The organism is Sinorhizobium numidicum, assembly GCF_029892045.1.
In the GTDB taxonomy this organism is placed as follows: Bacteria; Pseudomonadota; Alphaproteobacteria; order Rhizobiales; family Rhizobiaceae; genus Sinorhizobium; species Sinorhizobium numidicum.
The window spans coordinates 1,285,100-1,302,793 of record NZ_CP120368.1; the positions used below are offsets into that span (position 1 = coordinate 1,285,100).

At 60.9% G+C, this 17,694-nt stretch carries 20 protein-coding genes; 15 read left to right on the forward strand and 5 right to left on the reverse strand.

The window, feature by feature from the left end; all coding sequences use genetic code 11:
- Positions 1–150 precede the first annotated feature (150 nt).
- From PYH37_RS17225 to PYH37_RS17245, 5 genes are all read left to right on the forward strand, one after another.
- On the forward strand, positions 151–1,482 hold the full coding sequence (locus tag PYH37_RS17225; RefSeq protein WP_280732696.1) for a L,D-transpeptidase family protein: 1,332 nt from the start codon (positions 151–153) through the stop codon (positions 1,480–1,482).
- Between the two features lie 184 nt (positions 1,483–1,666).
- Entirely contained in the window at positions 1,667–2,962 is a 1,296-nt protein-coding gene (gene glyA, locus PYH37_RS17230; RefSeq protein WP_280732697.1) for a serine hydroxymethyltransferase, read from the forward strand.
- Positions 2,963–2,975: 13 nt separating this feature from the next.
- Entirely contained in the window at positions 2,976–3,449 is a 474-nt protein-coding gene (nrdR, locus tag PYH37_RS17235; protein ID WP_280732698.1) for a transcriptional regulator NrdR, read from the forward strand.
- A gap of 19 nt (positions 3,450–3,468) precedes the next feature.
- Positions 3,469–4,599, forward strand: a complete 1,131-nt coding sequence (gene ribD / locus PYH37_RS17240; RefSeq protein ID WP_280732699.1) for a bifunctional diaminohydroxyphosphoribosylaminopyrimidine deaminase/5-amino-6-(5-phosphoribosylamino)uracil reductase RibD — start codon at positions 3,469–3,471, stop codon at positions 4,597–4,599.
- Positions 4,599–5,216, forward strand: coding sequence for a riboflavin synthase (locus tag PYH37_RS17245; protein ID WP_280732700.1), 618 nt, complete (start codon positions 4,599–4,601; stop codon positions 5,214–5,216). The genes ribD and PYH37_RS17245 overlap by 1 nt, the downstream gene beginning before the upstream one ends.
- Before the next feature lie 189 nt (positions 5,217–5,405).
- Here the strand turns inward: PYH37_RS17245 and PYH37_RS17250 are convergent, their stop codons facing one another.
- From PYH37_RS17250 to PYH37_RS17265, 4 genes are all read right to left on the reverse strand, one after another.
- The gene (locus tag PYH37_RS17250) at positions 5,406–5,759 is read right to left on the reverse strand and encodes a hypothetical protein (RefSeq protein ID WP_280732701.1); all 354 of its coding nucleotides are present in this window, start codon (positions 5,757–5,759) and stop codon (positions 5,406–5,408) included.
- A 328-nt stretch (positions 5,760–6,087) separates the two neighbouring features.
- Positions 6,088–6,624, reverse strand: coding sequence for a GNAT family N-acetyltransferase (locus tag PYH37_RS17255; RefSeq protein WP_280732702.1), 537 nt, complete (start codon positions 6,622–6,624; stop codon positions 6,088–6,090).
- Positions 6,625–6,659: 35 nt separating this feature from the next.
- The gene (locus tag PYH37_RS17260) at positions 6,660–7,163 is read right to left on the reverse strand and encodes a cupin domain-containing protein (protein ID WP_280732703.1); all 504 of its coding nucleotides are present in this window, start codon (positions 7,161–7,163) and stop codon (positions 6,660–6,662) included.
- A gap of 60 nt (positions 7,164–7,223) precedes the next feature.
- Positions 7,224–7,466, reverse strand: coding sequence for a hypothetical protein (locus PYH37_RS17265; RefSeq protein ID WP_280732704.1), 243 nt, complete (start codon positions 7,464–7,466; stop codon positions 7,224–7,226).
- A 57-nt stretch (positions 7,467–7,523) separates the two neighbouring features.
- Between PYH37_RS17265 and ribH the strand changes: the two genes are divergently transcribed.
- The 4 genes from ribH (at position 7,524) to PYH37_RS17285 (ending at position 12,017) form a co-directional block, all read left to right on the forward strand.
- The gene (ribH, locus tag PYH37_RS17270; protein ID WP_280732705.1) at positions 7,524–7,985 is read left to right on the forward strand and encodes a 6,7-dimethyl-8-ribityllumazine synthase; all 462 of its coding nucleotides are present in this window, start codon (positions 7,524–7,526) and stop codon (positions 7,983–7,985) included.
- Positions 7,982–8,464, forward strand: coding sequence for a transcription antitermination factor NusB (gene nusB, locus PYH37_RS17275; RefSeq protein ID WP_280732706.1), 483 nt, complete (start codon positions 7,982–7,984; stop codon positions 8,462–8,464). The genes ribH and nusB overlap by 4 nt, the downstream gene beginning before the upstream one ends.
- A gap of 29 nt (positions 8,465–8,493) precedes the next feature.
- A complete protein-coding gene (locus PYH37_RS17280) occupies positions 8,494–9,696 on the forward strand; it encodes an MFS transporter (protein ID WP_280736077.1) in 1,203 nt (400 codons plus the stop codon).
- Positions 9,697–9,881: 185 nt separating this feature from the next.
- Positions 9,882–12,017 carry a sodium-translocating pyrophosphatase gene (locus PYH37_RS17285; RefSeq protein WP_280732707.1) on the forward strand — a complete coding sequence of 712 codons (2,136 nt, stop codon included), beginning with the start codon at positions 9,882–9,884 and terminating at the stop codon, positions 12,015–12,017.
- 168 nt (positions 12,018–12,185) lie between these two features.
- On the opposite strand, the gene PYH37_RS17290 is transcribed toward PYH37_RS17285, so the two are convergent.
- On the reverse strand, positions 12,186–12,692 hold the full coding sequence (locus PYH37_RS17290; RefSeq protein WP_280732708.1) for an outer membrane protein assembly factor BamE: 507 nt from the start codon (positions 12,690–12,692) through the stop codon (positions 12,186–12,188).
- Positions 12,693–12,831: 139 nt separating this feature from the next.
- Between PYH37_RS17290 and PYH37_RS17295 the strand changes: the two genes are divergently transcribed.
- The 6 genes from PYH37_RS17295 (at position 12,832) to PYH37_RS17320 (ending at position 17,339) form a co-directional block, all read left to right on the forward strand.
- The gene (locus PYH37_RS17295) at positions 12,832–13,368 is read left to right on the forward strand and encodes a ubiquinol-cytochrome C chaperone family protein (RefSeq protein ID WP_280736078.1); all 537 of its coding nucleotides are present in this window, start codon (positions 12,832–12,834) and stop codon (positions 13,366–13,368) included.
- Between the two features lie 82 nt (positions 13,369–13,450).
- Positions 13,451–14,002 (forward strand): YceD family protein, encoded by a 552-nt coding sequence (locus tag PYH37_RS17300; protein ID WP_280732709.1) that lies wholly within the window; start codon positions 13,451–13,453, stop codon positions 14,000–14,002.
- A gap of 198 nt (positions 14,003–14,200) precedes the next feature.
- Entirely contained in the window at positions 14,201–15,247 is a 1,047-nt protein-coding gene (plsX, locus tag PYH37_RS17305) for a phosphate acyltransferase PlsX (RefSeq protein ID WP_280732710.1), read from the forward strand.
- A gap of 18 nt (positions 15,248–15,265) precedes the next feature.
- A complete protein-coding gene (locus tag PYH37_RS17310; protein WP_280732711.1) occupies positions 15,266–16,237 on the forward strand; it encodes a beta-ketoacyl-ACP synthase III in 972 nt (323 codons plus the stop codon).
- A gap of 94 nt (positions 16,238–16,331) precedes the next feature.
- A complete protein-coding gene (locus tag PYH37_RS17315; RefSeq protein WP_280732712.1) occupies positions 16,332–16,670 on the forward strand; it encodes an integration host factor subunit alpha in 339 nt (112 codons plus the stop codon).
- A gap of 135 nt (positions 16,671–16,805) precedes the next feature.
- Complete coding sequence (locus PYH37_RS17320; RefSeq protein ID WP_280732713.1) at positions 16,806–17,339, forward strand: MerR family transcriptional regulator; 534 nt, start codon at positions 16,806–16,808, stop codon at positions 17,337–17,339.
- The last annotated feature ends 355 nt before the right edge of the window (positions 17,340–17,694 follow it).

Genomic DNA, 17,694 nt, shown 5'->3' on the forward strand with positions numbered 1-17,694 from the left:
TTTGGTCCTCCCATCTGCCGGCAATTGGCTCTCGCTCGCAGGATCGTGAAAGCAATGTGAGAGGCGGGTGGCACGCGGGTTTACGTTTGTTAACCACGTTCGTGCTAGGGCTCGGGCAGCGCGTTTCGGCGCATTGAAATGGTAGGGACTATGTCGAAGAAGAACGGAATGGATGCTTTCTCGCGCCGTGGATTTCTGCGCTCGGCTGCAACCCTCGGTGCCGCAGCGTGGGCAGGCGCCGCCAGTGCTCAGGATGCACTGAACGAGATCATCAATTCGCCGCGCCGCGGCTCCTGGGACGATCAGTTCGATGCCAAGGCGTCGCGGACGGCAACGGCGGTCCTTTCGAATACGCCGGTCTTCGGTCCCCAAACGATCGGCCATGTACAACAGGCGATCTTCGACTACCAGCAGATCGTTGCTTCCGGCGGCTGGCCGACGGTCACGCCTCCGAGCACCGTGAGGCTGGAACTCGGCGTCAACGATCCTGCCGTCCAGCAATTGCGTCAGCGCCTGATGGTCTCCGGCGACTTGCCGCGGTCCGCCGGAATTTCCTCTGCGTTCGATTCCTATGTAGACGGCGCGGTCAAGCGCTTCCAGGCCCGCCACGGCCTCCCGTCGGACGGCGTGATCGGCGAATATACGTTGAAGGCTCTGAACGTCGACGCCACGACCCGGCTTGCGCAGCTTGAAACCAACCTGGTGCGCCTTCAGTCGATGTCCGGCGATCTCGGCCGGCGCTACGTGATGGTCAACATTCCTGCCGCCTATATCGAGGCGGTGGAAAATGGCCGCGTCGTGCTGCGACACACCGCCATCGTCGGCAAGATCGACCGGCAGTCGCCGATCCTCAATTCGAAAATCTACGAGGTCATTCTCAATCCTTACTGGACCGCACCGCGCTCGATCATCCAGAAGGACATCATGCCGCTGATGCGGAAGGATCCGACCTATCTCGAACGCAACGCAATCCGTCTCTTCGACGGCGGCGGCAACGAAGTGTCACCGGAGACGGTGGACTGGAACGCCGAAAAGGCCCCGAACCTGATGTTCCGCCAGGACCCCGGCAAGATTAACGCGATGTCCTCGACAAAGATCAATTTCCATAACGAGCATCAGGTCTATATGCACGACACACCCCAGCAGGGCCTGTTCAACAAGCTGATGCGTTTCGAATCGTCCGGCTGTGTGCGCGTGCAGAACGTTCGTGATCTCTCCACCTGGCTGCTCAAGGAAACACCGGGCTGGTCGCGCCAGCAGATAGAGGGGACGATCAAGGCGGGCGTCAATACGCCCATCAAGCTTGCCGAAGAGGTTCCGGTCTATTTCACCTACATCACGGCCTGGTCGGCAAAGGACCGCGTCGTCCAGTTCCGCGACGACATCTATCAGCGCGACGGCGCGGCGGAACTCGCGCTGCAGACGACCACGGGGATAGAGCAATCGTCTGGCCCCATCGACGCGGACGCCTTGCCGCAATAAGCAAACTGCTGCGTTTATCGATGAAGGCCGCGCATTCCATGGATGCGCGGCCTTTCGCATGATGGCACGGCTGCGATATCTGGGCGCGGCGGATGGTGGAAATGGCGCAAACCGCACAGCGGATATTGCTCTCCGCGTGCGAGGAAGCTAAAGAACAGCCACCCTTGAGAGGAGCCTCGACCCGATGCTTGCACAGAACAACGACGCCTTCTTCACCCGCTCTCTCGCCGACAGCGATCCCGACATCTTCGGTGCGATCGAAAAGGAGCTGGGTCGCCAGCGCCATGAAATCGAGCTGATTGCCTCCGAGAACATCGTTTCTCGCGCCGTTCTCGAGGCCCAGGGCTCGATCATGACGAACAAATATGCTGAGGGCTATCCGGGCAAGCGCTATTACGGCGGCTGCCAGTTCGTCGACATCGCCGAAGAACTGGCGATCGAACGCGCCAAGAAGCTCTTCGGCGTCAGTTTCGCCAACGTTCAGCCGAACTCGGGTTCGCAGATGAATCAGGCGGTGTTCCTGGCGCTCTTGCAGCCGGGCGATACTTTCATGGGTCTCGATCTGAATTCCGGCGGCCACCTGACCCATGGCTCCCCTGTGAACATGTCCGGCAAGTGGTTCAACGTCGTTTCCTATGGTGTTCGCGAGGACGATCACCTGCTCGACATGGACGATGTTGCTGAAAAGGCGCGCAAGCATAAGCCGAAGCTGATCATTGCCGGCGGCACGGCCTATTCGCGCATCTGGGACTGGAAGCGCTTCCGCGAGATCGCCGACGAAGTCGGCGCCTGGCTGATGGTCGACATGGCCCATATTGCCGGCCTTGTCGCCGGTGGCCAGCATCCGTCGCCGTTCCCGCATTGCCATGTGGCGACGACGACCACCCATAAATCCCTGCGCGGTCCGCGCGGCGGCATGATCCTCACCAATGACGAGGATATTGCCAAAAAGATCAACTCGGCGGTGTTTCCCGGTCTGCAGGGCGGGCCGCTGATGCATGTGATCGCCGCCAAGGCGGTTGCCTTCGGCGAAGCGCTGCAGCCCTCCTTCAAGGAATACGCGGCTCAGATAGTCAAGAACGCCCGCGCGCTCGCGGAAACTTTGAAGGCCAACGGTCTCGACATCGTTTCGGGCGGGACCGACAACCACCTGATGCTGGTCGATCTGCGTAAGAAGAATGCGACCGGCAAGCGGGCCGAGGCGGCTCTTGGCCGCGCTTACGTCACCTGCAACAAGAACGGCATCCCTTTCGATCCCGAAAAGCCCTTCGTCACCTCGGGTGTCCGTCTCGGCGCGCCGGCCGGCACGACCCGGGGCTTCAAGGAAGCTGAGTTCAAGGAGATCGGCGAATTGATCGTCGAGGTGCTTGACGGCCTCAAGGTTGCCAATTCCGACGACGGCAATGCCGCCGTTGAAGCCGGTGTTCGCGACAAGGTGATCAAGCTCACCGAGCGTTTCCCGATGTACGGCTACATGTGATCGGACGGGCCGTATGCGCTGCCCCTACTGCGGATCTGAAGACAGTCAAGTGAAGGATTCCCGTCCGGCGGAGGACGGGAACGCCATTCGCCGCCGCCGCATCTGTCCGGATTGCGGCGGCCGCTTCACGACCTTCGAGCGGGTGCAGTTGCGCGAACTGATGATCATCAAGAAGACCGGTCGGAAGGTTCCTTTCGACCGGGACAAGTTGCTGCGCTCGTTCGAGATCGCCTTGCGGAAGCGCCCGGTCGACCGTGACCGGATCGAGCGGGCGGTATCCGGAATCGTCCGCCGCCTGGAAAGCTCCGGCGAAACCGAAATTCCCTCGGAAGAAATAGGCCTCCAGGTGCTGGAAGCGCTGAAGAGCCTCGATGACGTCGCCTTCGTCCGCTATGCCTCGGTCTATCGTGACTTCTCCCATGCGGAGGACTTCGAGAAGGTTATTGCCGAAATAAGCGCCAAGATCGCCCGCGATCCGGTCGAGTAGGCTCAGAGCGGAGCAAGCGATGACCGAGCCGACGCGGGACGACGAAAGGTTCATGGCGGCGGCGCTGCGCCTGGCGCGACGCAATGTCGGTTTCACATCCACCAATCCCTCCGTTGGCTGTATCATCGTTAAGAACGGTACGATCGTTGGCCGAGCCGTGACGGCGCCAGGCGGGCGGCCGCATGCCGAGGCGCAAGCCCTTGCGGACGCCGGCGAAAAGGCGAGGGGGGCAACGGCCTATGTCACCCTCGAGCCCTGTTCGCATCATGGCAAGACACCGCCCTGTGCCGACGCGCTCATTGCATCAGGTGTTGCTCGCGTCGTCGTCTCGGTTCTCGATCCCGACGAACGCGTCGCCGGCCGCGGCGTGGTCATGCTCCGCGACGCCGGCATCGCAGTCGACATCGGCGTCCTCCAACGCGACGGCGAACGCGTGCTTGAGGCCTACCTCATGCGTCAACGCATGAAACGCCCGCATGTGACTCTGAAACTTGCGGTTTCGGCCGATGGCATGATCGGCCGCAAGGGAGAGGGGCAGGTCAGGATTACCGGCGCGATTTCGCGCGCCCAGGTGCAGGTGCTGCGCGCTGAAACCGACGCAATCCTCGTCGGCATCGGCACGGCACGTGCCGACGACCCGGAGCTCACCGTGCGGCTGCAAGGGCTTGAAGATAGATCGCCCGTCCGGATCGTCCTCGACCGCCGCCTCGACCTGCCGGTCGGGTCGAAGCTCGTTCGTTCGGCTCGGACGGTTCCATTGATTGTGGTTGCGACTGACGCCGACTTTCTTTCTTTCGGCGGCCAGCAAGATGAGATGGCGGGGAGAAGGGGCGATCACGCAACCCGCCGGGCCGCTCTTGAAGCTGCCGGAGCCGAAGTGCTGGAAGCTGGTTCGGTCGCAGATCTACTGACTGCGCTCGCTTCGCGCGGTATCTCCTCGCTGCTGGCCGAAGGCGGTGCGCGAGCGGCGCGTGCCTTTCTCGATGCAGGTTTCGTCGACCGTATCCTGCTTTTCACCGGTCCGGCGATCATTGGCGAAGGCGGCATTCCATCCCCATTTGATCGGAAGTCCGTTCCAGCAGGTTTCACGCTTCGGCGTGCGGCGCGTTACGGCGACGATATTTTCGAGGATTACGAGAGAGATATCTGATGTTCACAGGCATAATTACCGACATCGGCACGGTGGAAGCCATTACGCCTCTCGCGGAAGGCGTCAAACTTCGCGTTGCCACCAACTATGATCCGAAGACGATCGAAATGGGCGCCTCGATCGCCCACGCCGGCGTGTGCCTGACCGTTACCGCACTGCCTGAGGTCGGCAGCAACGAACGCTGGTTCGAAGTTGAGGCCTGGGAAGAGGCATTGAGGCTTACGACCATTGCTGGATGGCAGAAGGGCACGCGTATCAACCTTGAGCGCTCCTTGAAAATCGGAGACGAACTTGGCGGCCACCTGGTGTCGGGCCATGTCGACGACAAGGCTGAAATCCTCGCCGTAGAACCGGAGGGCGACGCGGTGCGGTTCCGCCTGCGCGTGCCGGAACGTCTCGCCAAATTCGTCGCACCCAAGGGCTCGGTGGCGCTCGACGGGACGTCGCTTACCGTCAACAGCGTCGATGGTGCCGAGTTCGACGTGCTGCTGATCCGCCATTCGCTTGAAGTTACCACCTGGGGCGAGCGTGAGACCGGGGATCTCGTTAACTTCGAGGTCGATACAATGGCGCGCTACGCCGCCCGACTGGCGGAATTTCCCTCGCCTACCGCATGATTCCTTAAATCGGAATCGATTTAAGGACAAAATCATGCAGCGATTCGAAGTGCTATAGCGACCTTTGCGCGTCTAATTAGACGCGTGGTGCTGTAAGGCGGAATGATCCTCGCTGAAAGAGGCGAGTGGGCCAAACGAATCCGCCCCCTGACGGGGGCGGACAGCGTGACGTCTATCGGCCGGGGAGGCTCAGCGCAGATAGATCGTCAGCCCGCCATCGGCAGCCTGCGCTGCTCCGGCGATGTTGTTCATCTCGACATTTTCCGCCCTCAGCTTAGCGGCCAAGGGCTTGTTGGCTTCGACTGCGGTCTGCAATGCGGCAAGCTGTTGCGGCGTCGCTTCGTCGATCCGGGTCCGAGTCTCGCTCATCTGGTTCAAAGTGTCGACGTTGACAATCCTGAGATTGTTGCCCTTGAAGGTGCGAACCGTCTGGTCGATCTGGCTCGGCCAGTTCATTTCGACGCCTGTGGCGGCATGGGAGATGCCGCCGAAAGTGAGGGCGGAGAGGGCGGCGATGACGGAAATTTGCGTAAAGCGGTTCATTGTCATGGCTCCTTCGGTTTGTGGCGTCTGCCGCGGCGGCGATCGACATTGCGATCGTTGCGCCGTCGAGGCGGGCTCCGCGAGAGCACAGCACCGGCCGTTTGCGGGTGAGATCACCCGCAGCGAAGGGCGCTGGGCTGTTTCGACTGGTTGGGGCGGCGTTTTCCTCGTACTCGGGTCTCGCGCCGTGCCAACGGTCACGAAATTGGGCTCGAATGTGGCCGTTTCCGTGGCGTAAACGACTGAAAAATAATTAAAAATTGTTCATGTTTTATGGCTCTCGGCGGTGCCCGCGTGGAGGCGAAAACCGGTCGGTCGGTCAAACTAGTCAGGCAATTGGCGTCACGCGCCGTTCGAACATGATCATGGGCCTGCCATGATAGCTTGTGCGCCAGAATTCCTTGAAGCCGTGTTTGGCCGCAACCCGGATCGAGGCTTGATTGCCCGGCTCGATGATGCAGGTCTTCTTCAATGTCGGAAACTGGCGGTCGCCCCAGGAGAGCGCGGCTGTGACGGCCTCCGTCGCGAGACCGCGGCCATGGGCTTTTGGAGACAGCGCCCAGCCCATTTCCATGGTTCCCTCGAGAGAGGGCGTAATTCGGCGATGGGCGTCGTGGAAGCCGGCCTCGCCGACGAACGCGCCGCTCTCCTTCTCCTGGATTGCAAAGAAACCGAAGCCGAAATAGTGCCACATGCCGACCTGACGCAGGAAGCGCGTCCAAGACTGTTCACGCGAATAGGGCACGCCGCCGGCGTAACGGGTCACTTCCGCATCGGCAAACAGTGCGCAATAGGAGTGGAAATCGTCGCGGCGGTAAGGGCGCAACAGCAATCGCTCGGTCTCAATCGTGGGAACGCTATGCATTTTCGCTCCAGCTATATTGGTGGAAAGAGATGGCTTCAGACGCCCGGCTCACCGTCCCAGTAGTCGGTTGTCGATGGGGCGCGACCAATGAAGCGGAACGAAGCCCTGGCCTCGCCCGATTGCCGTGTCTTGGCCAGGAACTTGCCGGAATCGGGATATTCGCAGATTTCCGTCGCCGCCATCGTCGAGATGGAAAGATATTTGAGCGGCACCGTTCCGGTATTGATCAGATGGTGCGCGGTTTCGGGTCCGCCAGCCGGTGCGCCCAGCACGTCCCCCGGGCCAACGGGGTAGCGCTCGCTGCCGAAGCGGTATGTTCCCTCGCCTTCAAGGATGACGAACAGTTCCTCCTCCACGTGGTGGTTGTGAAAGGGACAACCGGATTTTCCAGGCGGAACTTCGCCATAGCCGATACCGAGGCCCTTGAGACCGAGAAGGGTGCCGAAGGAAGCATCGCTTGACTCGAAGAAAGAGCCCTCACGCCAGTGGTCGAGCTTGAGATCTTTCAGGTTGACGATCGGCTTGCTAACTTCTGTCATGACGTTCCTCCGTGCTGCGGCTCGCCTAGTGTATGTTCCTTAGATCGGAGGTGCGCCGGATCAACATCTCCACCTTGCAGAATCAGTGCCGAGCGTACTTAAGGTTTTACCGGCTGCATACGCCGTTGCAAAGCGATTGCGGTTCTTGAAAGCAGTGCCATTGTTGCAAGTTGGCTGCAAGGCGACAACGGCGCGGGCTTTCATGCGATCTTCAAGGCGCAACTTGCGAATGCCGCGGTCGGGCGTCGGCGCGGCAAATGGCCTCCGGTCGGTGGAATTTGCTTGCCATTCGGCGCGGAGCATGGTTTGACCGCCGCCTGCGCCGGTACGCCCGGCCCCAATTTTCAGAACAGGTGATCCATGGCAGAGACCAAGGCGGTCCGCATCCTGATTGTGGAAGCACGCTTCTATGACGATATGGCTGACGCATTGCTCAATGGAGCGAAACACGCGCTCGATGCAGCCGGCGCGACTTATGATATTGTGACCGTTCCGGGCGCTTTGGAAATTCCCGCGGCGATCGCCATGGCGCTCGACGGCGCCGACGAAGGCGGCACCGAGTATGACGGTTTTGTCGCGTTGGGCATGGTGATCCGGGGCGAAACCTACCATTTCGACATCGTCGCCAACGAGTCCGCACGTGCATTGATGGATCTTGCTGTGAGCGAAAGCCTCGCGATCGGCAACGGTATTCTTACCGTCGAGAACGACGATCAGGCCTGGGCGCGCGCGCGCCGGTCGGAAGGGGACAAGGGCGGCTTCGCCGCACGCGCCGCTCTGACTATGATCGAACTGAAGAAAAAATTGGGCGCAGAAAAGTGAAGAACACTCCCACGGATCAGCCGCTGAAACAGGCCAACCAGCGTGGCGCCGCCCGCCTTGCGGCCGTGCAGGCACTTTACCAGATGGATGTCGGCGGAACCGGCGTTCTCGAGATCGTCGCCGAATATGAAGCGCATCGCCTTGGCCAGGAACTGGACGGGGAGACTTATCTCAAGGCGGATGCCTCCTGGTTCCGCTCGATCGTCTCCGGTGTCGTGCGCGACCAGCGCAAGCTCGATCCCTTGATCGGCTCGGCGCTTCAGGACGATTGGGCGCTCTCTAGGCTCGACTCCACCGTGCGCGCGATCCTGCGCGCCGGGACCTTCGAGATCCTGGAACGCAAGGACGTTCCGGTTCCGGTGATCGTTACCGAGTATGTGGAGATCGCCAGGGCCTTCTTCGATGAAGAGGAGCCCAAGCTCGTCAATGCCGTTCTCGACCGGATCGCCAAACAGGTCCGCGGCGACCAGCGGAAATAAACCGGATGGTCGCTGTTGCCGCAGAAGATATGGGCGTGGTTCTCCGCGAGGCGCGCCGCAATATCCTGCTGCTTGCCATTGCCCAGGCGCTGCTCGGCGCGGTCGGGCCGATCAGCTTTGCCATCGGGGGTGTTGCCGGCCACCAGCTCCTCGGGGACGATAAGTCGCTCGCGACCGCGCCGCTGACCGCCTTCAATGTCGGCATGGCTCTTGGCGTCGTGCTCGTGACGATATTGTCGCGATTGGTCGGCCGGCGCTTCGCCTTCGTGACCGGTGCATCGATTGCTGCGTTCGGCGGGCTGGTGGCCACGGCGGCGCTCTTCCGGGAGAATTTCTGGCTGTTCGCCGGCGGCCTGGCGGTCCTCGGCTCGTCCAATGGGTTCACCCAGAAGCTTCGTTTCGCTGCGGCCGATGCGTCGCCCTCTTTCTATAAGCCGAAAGCTATTTCCTGGATCTTGGGAGGTGGCATCGTCTCGGCGGTTCTCGGCCCGCAGATCGTCATCTTCGCCGGCGATTACTTCGCTCCCGTATGGTTCGCGGGCGCCTTCGTCGCCCTTGTGCCGGTCTGCCTTGTGGCCCTGCTCTTCTTTATTCCTCTGCGTCTGCCCGTCGCCACGGCGTCGGGCGCGCACTCTGTGGCGACCGCTCGGCCGCTCCGCGAGATTGCCGGCAGCCAGCGGTTCCTGACCGGCATGATCTGCGGCATCTCCGTCTATGCACTGATGACCTTCATGATGACCGGAGCGCCGATCGCCATGGTCGTCGGCTGCGGGTTCTCGAGCGATCTCGCAACGCTCGGGATCCAATGGCATGTGCTTGCCATGTTCGCGCCGAGTTTCGTGACCGGATGGCTGATAAGCCGCTTCGGTGCCGAGCGCATCGTCGCCTGCGGCCTTCTCCTGCTCATGGCCTGCGCGGCGATTGCTCACTTGGGCTTGGCGCTTTGGAATTTCTGGGGCGCGCTCGTTCTCCTCGGGCTCGGCTGGAACTTCGGCTTCATCGGCGCGACGGCAATCGTCGCACAGAGCTATCGGCCGCAGGAGGCCGACAAGGTTCAGGGCTTTCACGACATCGTTCTGTTTTCCGCCGTAGCCGGCTCGTCCTTCGCCTCCGGCAAGGTTCTTGCCGTTTACGGATGGGACATGCTCAACGCCGTCATATGGCCTGTCGCCGGCGTCTGCCTTTTCCTTCTTCTCCTGCTGATGCGCGCCAACAAGAGAGCCATCGCCTGAAAGCTTGCGGCGTGCGTCTTGCAGGCCGACACGCGGGCATTTTCAGGGGCTTGACGATCCACATTCGCAAACGCACTCTGGCCGCGCCGCGAGGGGCGCCGCTTGAGGAGGCGGCGCGCGATTCGCGGATTGAGGGGCCCGCGGCAGGGAGTGAGTCCGCGGGTTGAAACGGAGGATAGTGCGAAATGACCATACTTTTGGGCGTTATCGCATGCGGGTTGCTCGCGTTGGCCTACGCCATCTGGGCGACACAGTCGGTGCTTGCCGCCGATCAGGGGAATGCCCGCATGCAGGAGATCGCAGGCTATATCAGAGAGGGGGCGCAGGCCTACCTCACACGTCAATACAGAACTATTGCCATCGTCGGTGTCGTCGTTTTCATTGCCGCATGGCTTCTTCTCTCAGGCGCTGCCGCCATCGGCTTTCTGATCGGCGCGGTGCTGTCGGGCGCGGCCGGTTTCATCGGCATGCATGTCTCGGTCAGGGCAAATGTCCGCACGGCCCAGGCCGCATCAGTCAGCCTTGCCTCCGGTCTCGATATCGCTTTCAAATCCGGCGCGATCACCGGCCTGCTGGTCGCCGGTTTGGCGCTCCTCGGGGTGTCGGTCTATTACCTTGTCCTGACCGTGGGTCTCGGGCATGGACCGGCCGCGCGCGAGGTCATCGATGCACTGGTGGCGCTCGGCTTCGGGGCGTCGCTAATCTCGATTTTCGCCCGTCTCGGCGGCGGCATCTTCACGAAGGGCGCGGATGTCGGCGGCGATCTGGTCGGCAAGGTGGAAGCAGGTATTCCCGAAGACGATCCGCGCAACCCTGCGACGATCGCCGACAACGTGGGCGACAATGTCGGCGATTGTGCCGGCATGGCGGCGGACCTTTTCGAGACCTACGCCGTCTCCGTGGTCGCCACCATGGTGCTTGCCTCGATCTTCTTCGCGGGAACACCGATACTCGCGAGCGTCATGGTCTACCCGCTGGCGATCTGCGCGGCCTGCATCATCACCTCGATCATCGGCACCTTCTTCGTCAAGCTCGGCGCCAACGGCTCGATCATGGGCGCGCTCTATCGAGGGCTGATCGTTACCGGCGTGCTATCGATGTTCGGCCTAGGTGCGGCAACCTCGCTGACCATCGGCTGGGGTTCGATCGGAACGGTCGCAGGGCAGGACGTCACCGGCTGGAATCTATTCATCTGTGGCATCGTTGGCCTTATCGTCACCGCCTTGATCGTCGTGATTACGGAATACTATACCGGCACCAACAAGCGGCCGGTGAATTCGATCGCACAGGCCTCAGTGACCGGACATGGCACCAACGTGATCCAAGGCCTGGCTGTTTCGCTGGAATCGACCGCATTGCCGGCAATCGTCATCATTGGCGGCATCATCTCCACCTATCAGCTCGCCGGCCTCTTCGGTACCGGCATCGCCGTCACCGCCATGCTCGGGCTTGCCGGCATGATCGTGGCGCTCGATGCCTTCGGGCCGGTTACGGATAACGCTGGCGGAATTGCCGAGATGTCGCATCTGCCGCCAGAGGTGCGCAAGTCGACCGACGCTCTCGATGCGGTTGGCAACACCACCAAGGCCGTGACAAAGGGCTATGCTATCGGCTCCGCAGGCCTCGGCGCCCTGGTGCTCTTCGCCGCCTATTCCAATGACCTCACCTATTTTGCGGCCAATGGCGACAAGCATCCCTATTTTGCCGACGTAGGCACGATCTCATTCGACCTCTCGAATCCCTATGTCGTCGCCGGGCTGATCTTCGGCGGTCTCATTCCCTACCTGTTCGGCGGCATCGCCATGACCGCCGTCGGGCGGGCAGGCGGCGCCGTGGTCGAGGAGGTGCGCCGGCAGTTCAAAGAAAAGCCGGGTATCATGGAAGGCAAGGACCGTCCGGATTACGGCCGCGCCGTGGACATGCTGACCAAGGCGGCAATCCGCGAAATGATCATTCCGTCGCTCTTGCCGGTGCTGGCGCCGATCGTCGTCTATTACGGCGTTTTGCTGCTTTCGGGCTCGAAGGCATCCGCCTTTGCGGCACTCGGCGCATCGCTCCTCGGCGTCATCGTCAACGGACTGTTTGTGGCGGTGTCGATGACCTCCGGCGGCGGGGCGTGGGATAACGCCAAGAAGAGTTTCGAGGACGGCTTCGTCGACAGGAACGGCATACGTCACATGAAGGGCTCGGACGCGCACAAGGCTTCGGTCACCGGCGACACAGTCGGCGATCCCTACAAGGACACGGCCGGTCCGGCAGTCAACCCGGCGATCAAGATCACCAATATCGTGGCGCTGCTGCTGCTGGCCGTTCTGGCTTGAGCCCGCTTCATTGATAAAGAGGCCCGCGGAACTTGGTTCCACGGGCCTCTTTGTGTTGCTGCGTGTTTCCTTCGATCGGAGCCGATTTAAGAATAAGAAATGCAGCAATTCAAAGTGCTACAGTGACTTTTGCGCGTCTGATAAGACGCGCGGCGCTGTGGGATTTCGTCAGTTGCCGAAGCCCTTGAACAGGGATTGCGCCGCACCTTTTCCGGCATTGGGGCCGGTCAGAAGCTGCCCGAGGAAGCTTGTTTCCTTGCCGCCGGTCGGAGTGGTGCGCGACAATGTATCGAAGACCTTGCCGTCTTTCAGCGTATAATGGGCGAGCTGGCTGACGGTGCCTTCCTTGTCGAAATAGACGGCCAAAATGGATTGGTCGATAAGCTTCGGCTTCATGAAGGCAACAGGCCGTTTGCGCGTTTGAGAGATGTAGTAGAAGACCTCGTTGTCGAAGGTGGCAGTGGTCGACGGCGTTCCGAGCGACAGCAGCACCTGCTCACGGCTCGAACCGACAGGAACGAGGTTTAGCGTTTCCTGATCAACGACATAACCCTGATGCAGGACTTCGCCGACATTCGCAGACGTGCAGGCAGCAAGGGTGGCTGTGGAAAGGGAAGCCACGAGCACGGCACGGCTCAGAACTTTCAGGTTTGATGTCAAATACCGCTTCGTCAAGGACTGCTCCCCTTGGAGTAACGATGGCAGATCCGCCATTGCAATTCGTGCCTGCTTCGGTAAACCAGCTTCGGCTATCATGCAACAACGTGATGGGCGCTTGCCCATGATTTCGAGAAAGCCACAGCTGGGCTTTGTGATGATTTTTGGACTGTTCAAGAGAAAAAGCGGCAACATTGCGATCGTGGAGCGCCAGTATGGGCTTCTTACGGCCGCCGCACGCCAGCCGTTTCTGTATACCGACCTCGATGTGCCCGATAATGTGATGGGGCGCTTCGAGATGTTGTCGGCGATGCTGATCCTCTATTTCCGGCGCACGCGGGCCTCCGCACGAGCGGGCCAGGAGATCGCGCAGGAGATCGTCGATGCCTTTTTCGAGGACGTCGATCACTCCATCCGGGAACTCGGCGTCGGTGACGCGGGGGTGCCGAAAAAGATGAAGAAGCTCGCCGGCATGTTCTACGGCCGGCTCGAATCCTATGCGGCGGCGCTCGAAGAACGCGACGGCGGCGCGCTTGCCGCAGCGCTTCGGCGCAATTTTCATCCGCAGAGAGAAGATGCGCCGGCAATGGACGGTCTCGCATCCTATCTGCTCGCCGTCGAAGCCGCGCTGGCGGAGGCTCCCGAGGAATTAGTCGAAACGGGTCAGTTGCGCATTCTTCCGGCGGGAGCATAAAAGGCAGCGTATCAATGGCGCGCGTGACGATCGCGCGGCGCGTCGGCGCTGCGGCAGCGCGAAGGCGAGGAAGGATCTGATCATGAAGGACGAAAGCAAACCGGCATTCTCCTATCCGGTGAAGGTGGGACATATTTCGGCAAATCCGGTCAGTGTGCATCTCACGGCGAACGAGTCTGAGCGTAGCGCCCTTGCGGCGCTCTGGAGCGTCAACGACGTCCTCTCGCTCTCGGCAGATTTGCAGATCGGCCGCTGGAAGAAAGACGGCGTCAAGATCAAGGGCGAGGTCAGCGCGCGCATCGTCCAGACCTGCGTCGTAACGTTGGAACCTGTCGAAGCGGACATACGGGAGCCTGTCGAAGCGATTTTTGTGCCGGAAGGCTCGCGGTTGGCGCGGCAGGCTAATAACGATGGCGGCGAGATGATTCTCGATCCGGACGGACCGGACATTCCCGATACCTACACGGGAGACACGATCGACGCCGGTCTGGTGGTGAGCGAACAAGTGGCACTTGCCATAGACCCCTATCCGCGCAAGGAGGGCGCCGCCTTCGGCGCACGCATTGAAAGCTCCGCCGCAGACGACAAGCGGCCGAACCCATTCGCCGTGCTGAAGGATTGGAAAAAGGATTGAAACGGCGAAACCCGGGTCTACAATTCGGTTGTCAGGTCGACGAAAAGCAGTATTTTGGCCCGACTCCAGCCAATGGGGCCGCTGTGCCGAAGCGTTGCATGCTGGCCCAAGCGTCAGAGGGAACATGGATCGCCGCCGTTTGAAAAAATGGGCAGGGGCGAGACGCGTTGCATGGCGGGAAAAAAGGATAGGACACGCGTGGTCAGAATTTCACTTGACGTGATGGGGGGCGACTATGGTCCTGAAGTCGTTATCCCGGGCGCCGCAAGAGCGCTCGAACGTCACCCGGACATAAAATTCGTTCTGTTCGGCCAGGAAGCGCGATGCGCGGAACTCTTGGCCAAATATCCGAAACTTCAAGCCAGCAGTACCTTCAACGATTGCGAGATTGCCGTCGGTATGGACGAAAAGCCAAGTCAGGCGCTGAGGCGCGGACGTGGCAAATCCAGTATGTGGAGGGCGATCGACGCCATCAATGCCGGCGAGGCGGACGTGGTTGTCTCAGCGGGCAACACCGGCGCGCTGATGGCGATGTCAGTCTTCTGTCTACGGACCATGCAGGGCATACAGCGACCGGCGATCGCTGCGATCTGGCCGACGCTGAAGGGCGAGAGCATCGTTCTCGATGTCGGCGCGACGATCGGCGCGGACGCCCAGCAGCTCATGGATTTCGCGCTGATGGGCGGTGCGATGGCGCGCGCCTTGTTCGAGGTCGAGCGTCCGTCGGTCGGGCTGCTGAACGTCGGCGTAGAGGAAATCAAGGGCCAGGAAGAGGTCAAGGAAGCCGGCCGGCTCATTCGCGAAGCCAATATCGAGGGGATCGACTATTACGGCTTCGTCGAAGGCGATGATATCGGCCGCGGAACGGTCGACGTGGTCGTCACCGAAGGCTTTTCCGGCAACATTGCTCTTAAGGCGGCCGAAGGCACCGCCCGCCAAATCGCCGAGTATCTGCGCGCCGCAATGTCGCGCACCCTGCTTGCGAAGATCGGCTACGTCTTTGCGAAGGGCGCCTTCGATCGGTTGCGGGAGAAGATGGATCCCAGCAAGGTCAACGGTGGCGTCTTTCTCGGTCTCAACGGTGTGGTCATCAAAAGCCATGGTGGCACGGATGCCGAAGGCTTCGCGGCCGCGATCGACGTCGGCTACGACATGGTGAAGAATGGTCTGAAGGCGAAGATAGAGGCCGACCTGGCGAGATATCACGGCGGCGCCCAGCCGTCCGAAGCCCTGCCGCGGGCATGAATGATGAGGTTTGAGTAGATGATGCGTTCTGTCGTTCGCGGTTTCGGGGCAGCGCTGCCGAAGCGGGTGATGACCAATAAGGAAATAGAAGCCAAGGTCGACACGTCCGACGAATGGATCGTGCAGCGGACCGGCATTCACCAGCGTTACATCGCCGGCGAGGGCGAGACGACGGCATCACTCGGGGAGAGTGCGGCGCGCGCCGCACTTGCGAGGGCCGGGCTGACGGCGGAGGATATCGACCTCATCATTGTGGCGACGTCGACGCCGGACAACACATTTCCGGCAACGGCGGTCAACATCCAGAACCGTCTCGGCATGCGGCACGGCGCCGCCTTCGATCTGCAGGCGGTCTGTTCCGGTTTCGTCTATGGCGTCGCGACGGCGGATGCCTATATTCGCGGCGGCCTGGCAAAACGCGCTCTGGTGATCGGCGCTGAAACCTTTTCGCGCATTCTCGACTGGTCGGATCGCACGACATGTGTGCTCTTCGGCGACGGCGCCGGCGCGATCATTCTCGAGGCGCAGGAAGGCGAAGGCACTAATGCCGACCGTGGCGTCCTGACGGCCCAGTTGCGCTCCGACGGCATTCACGGCGACAAGCTCTATGTGGACGGCGGACCGTCGACGACCGGCACCGTCGGGCATCTTCGTATGGAAGGGCGCGAGGTGTTCAAGCATGCGGTCGGCATGATCACTGATGTGATCGAGGCCGCTTTCGAAGCAACCGGGACGACGGCGGATGACGTCGACTGGTTGGTTCCGCACCAGGCCAACCGCCGCATCATCGACGGCTCTGCGAAGAAGCTGGGAATCCCTCTCGATAAGGTTGTGGTGACCGTGGATCTGCATGGCAATACGTCCGCGGCTTCGATCCCGCTCGCGCTTGATACGGCCGCATCCGACGGCCGGATCAAGAAGGGCGACCTCGTAATGCTCGAAGCGATGGGTGGCGGCTTCACCTGGGGTTCGGTTCTCATCCGCTGGTAAAGAAAATAATGAACTACGGCAGGCGCTTGACCGCAAAAGGCAAGGGCAATAGTCTTCGATCGCTGATCGGCACGTCAGACATCGGTGGGGGAAGATGAGCGGAAAAACAGTAACGCGAGCAGACTTGGCTGAGTCGGTTTTTCGCAAGGTGGGTTTGTCGCGGACGGAGTCCGCCGAACTTGTGGAGACTGTCATCGACGAGATATGCAACGCTATCGTACGTGGCGAGAGCGTCAAGCTGTCTTCTTTCGCAACGTTCCAGGTACGCGACAAGAATGAGCGTATCGGGCGCAATCCGAAGACGGGTGAGGAAGTGCCGATCTCTCCCCGCCGGGTAATGACCTTCAAGGCGTCGAACGTCCTGAAACAGCGGGTGCTGAAGGCGCATCTAAGCCGCAAAACCAAGCAGAAGCAGCCCACTTCAGCATCCTGAAGTGCTGTCGACAACCACAATGTGGTTGAAAACCCATCCATAAGCCATTGAAATGGGTCCGATTCGTGCGATCATCGAGCAATGATCCGTTCATTGCGGCGCCGTTTGCCGCGTGAATATGGAAATGGGGACGACATGGAAAAAAGCCCGGACGCCTTTCGCACCATCAGCGAGGTCGCAGACGAACTCGATCTACCCCAGCATGTGCTGCGCTTCTGGGAGACGCGATTCCAGCAGATCAAGCCGATGAAACGCGGCGGCGGGCGGCGCTATTATCGCCCAGAAGATGTCGATCTGCTCAAGGGCATTCGCCATCTGCTCTACGATCACGGCTATACGATCAAGGGCGTGCAAAAGCTCCTCAAGGCCAACGGCAACAAGTTCGTTGCCGCGATCGCCAGCGGCGATCTGGCAACGGTCGAGGCGCTTGCCGCCTCCAGCAACGAGGAACCGGCACCGCCGAAAGTCGGCGTTGCCGAGGAGGACCAGATCGTCGGCCGCGCAAAAGCGCCCGCAAGCCGCCGCTTCTTCTCTTTCGGCGGCGGCAATGACGAGACGCCGGAAATATCGATCGGAAAAACCTCCGTCAGCAAGGAAGATCGAGCGCTCCTTCAGGAGGCTCTATACGATCTTCTCGAATGCAAGCGGCTGCTCGATCAGGTGCGGTGATATGGCGGTCGCGAGGGGCGCCGGAACTTTGCCGGCCCGCATAATTGGCATGGACCGGCTGCCGCGCGCAGTGGGCGAGATTATCTTCCGCTCCTGAGAGCTCGATTCAGCGACCCTCAACTTCGCAGCCAACCGCATGTCAGAGTTGGGCTCATCCAAGAACGACAAAAGTGCGTCAGGGACTTCGAGAACGATTTGCTCGCGTGGCGATGTCAATGACCAGCCAGCCGAAGCTCCATTCTAGTGGTTGAAAAAAAAAGCTCTGGGAATGTAATTCCCGGCGGAAGGATCGTAGGGCTTGCTTTCGGTCGCACAGGCGCCGGCCGCTGAGGACAACGAGAATCAGCGATGCAGG

Bases quoted from the DNA above. Each gene is read 5' to 3' on its own strand.
- PYH37_RS17225 (WP_280732696.1), top strand. From the start codon at position 151: ATGTCGAAGAAGAACGGAATGGATGCTTTCTCGCGCCGTGGATTTCTG.
- glyA (WP_280732697.1), top strand. From the start codon at position 1,667: ATGCTTGCACAGAACAACGACGCCTTCTTCACCCGCTCTCTCGCCGAC.
- nrdR (WP_280732698.1), top strand. From the start codon at position 2,976: ATGCGCTGCCCCTACTGCGGATCTGAAGACAGTCAAGTGAAGGATTCC.
- ribD (WP_280732699.1), top strand. From the start codon at position 3,469: ATGACCGAGCCGACGCGGGACGACGAAAGGTTCATGGCGGCGGCGCTG.
- PYH37_RS17245 (WP_280732700.1), top strand. From the start codon at position 4,599: ATGTTCACAGGCATAATTACCGACATCGGCACGGTGGAAGCCATTACG.
- PYH37_RS17250 (WP_280732701.1), bottom strand. From the start codon at position 5,759: ATGAACCGCTTTACGCAAATTTCCGTCATCGCCGCCCTCTCCGCCCTC.
- PYH37_RS17255 (WP_280732702.1), bottom strand. From the start codon at position 6,624: ATGCATAGCGTTCCCACGATTGAGACCGAGCGATTGCTGTTGCGCCCT.
- PYH37_RS17260 (WP_280732703.1), bottom strand. From the start codon at position 7,163: ATGACAGAAGTTAGCAAGCCGATCGTCAACCTGAAAGATCTCAAGCTC.
- PYH37_RS17265 (WP_280732704.1), bottom strand. From the start codon at position 7,466: ATGCTCCGCGCCGAATGGCAAGCAAATTCCACCGACCGGAGGCCATTT.
- ribH (WP_280732705.1), top strand. From the start codon at position 7,524: ATGGCAGAGACCAAGGCGGTCCGCATCCTGATTGTGGAAGCACGCTTC.
- PYH37_RS17280 (WP_280736077.1), top strand. From the start codon at position 8,494: ATGGGCGTGGTTCTCCGCGAGGCGCGCCGCAATATCCTGCTGCTTGCC.
- PYH37_RS17285 (WP_280732707.1), top strand. From the start codon at position 9,882: ATGACCATACTTTTGGGCGTTATCGCATGCGGGTTGCTCGCGTTGGCC.
- PYH37_RS17295 (WP_280736078.1), top strand. From the start codon at position 12,832: ATGATTTTTGGACTGTTCAAGAGAAAAAGCGGCAACATTGCGATCGTG.
- PYH37_RS17300 (WP_280732709.1), top strand. From the start codon at position 13,451: ATGAAGGACGAAAGCAAACCGGCATTCTCCTATCCGGTGAAGGTGGGA.
- PYH37_RS17310 (WP_280732711.1), top strand. From the start codon at position 15,266: ATGATGCGTTCTGTCGTTCGCGGTTTCGGGGCAGCGCTGCCGAAGCGG.
- PYH37_RS17315 (WP_280732712.1), top strand. From the start codon at position 16,332: ATGAGCGGAAAAACAGTAACGCGAGCAGACTTGGCTGAGTCGGTTTTT.
- PYH37_RS17320 (WP_280732713.1), top strand. From the start codon at position 16,806: ATGGAAAAAAGCCCGGACGCCTTTCGCACCATCAGCGAGGTCGCAGAC.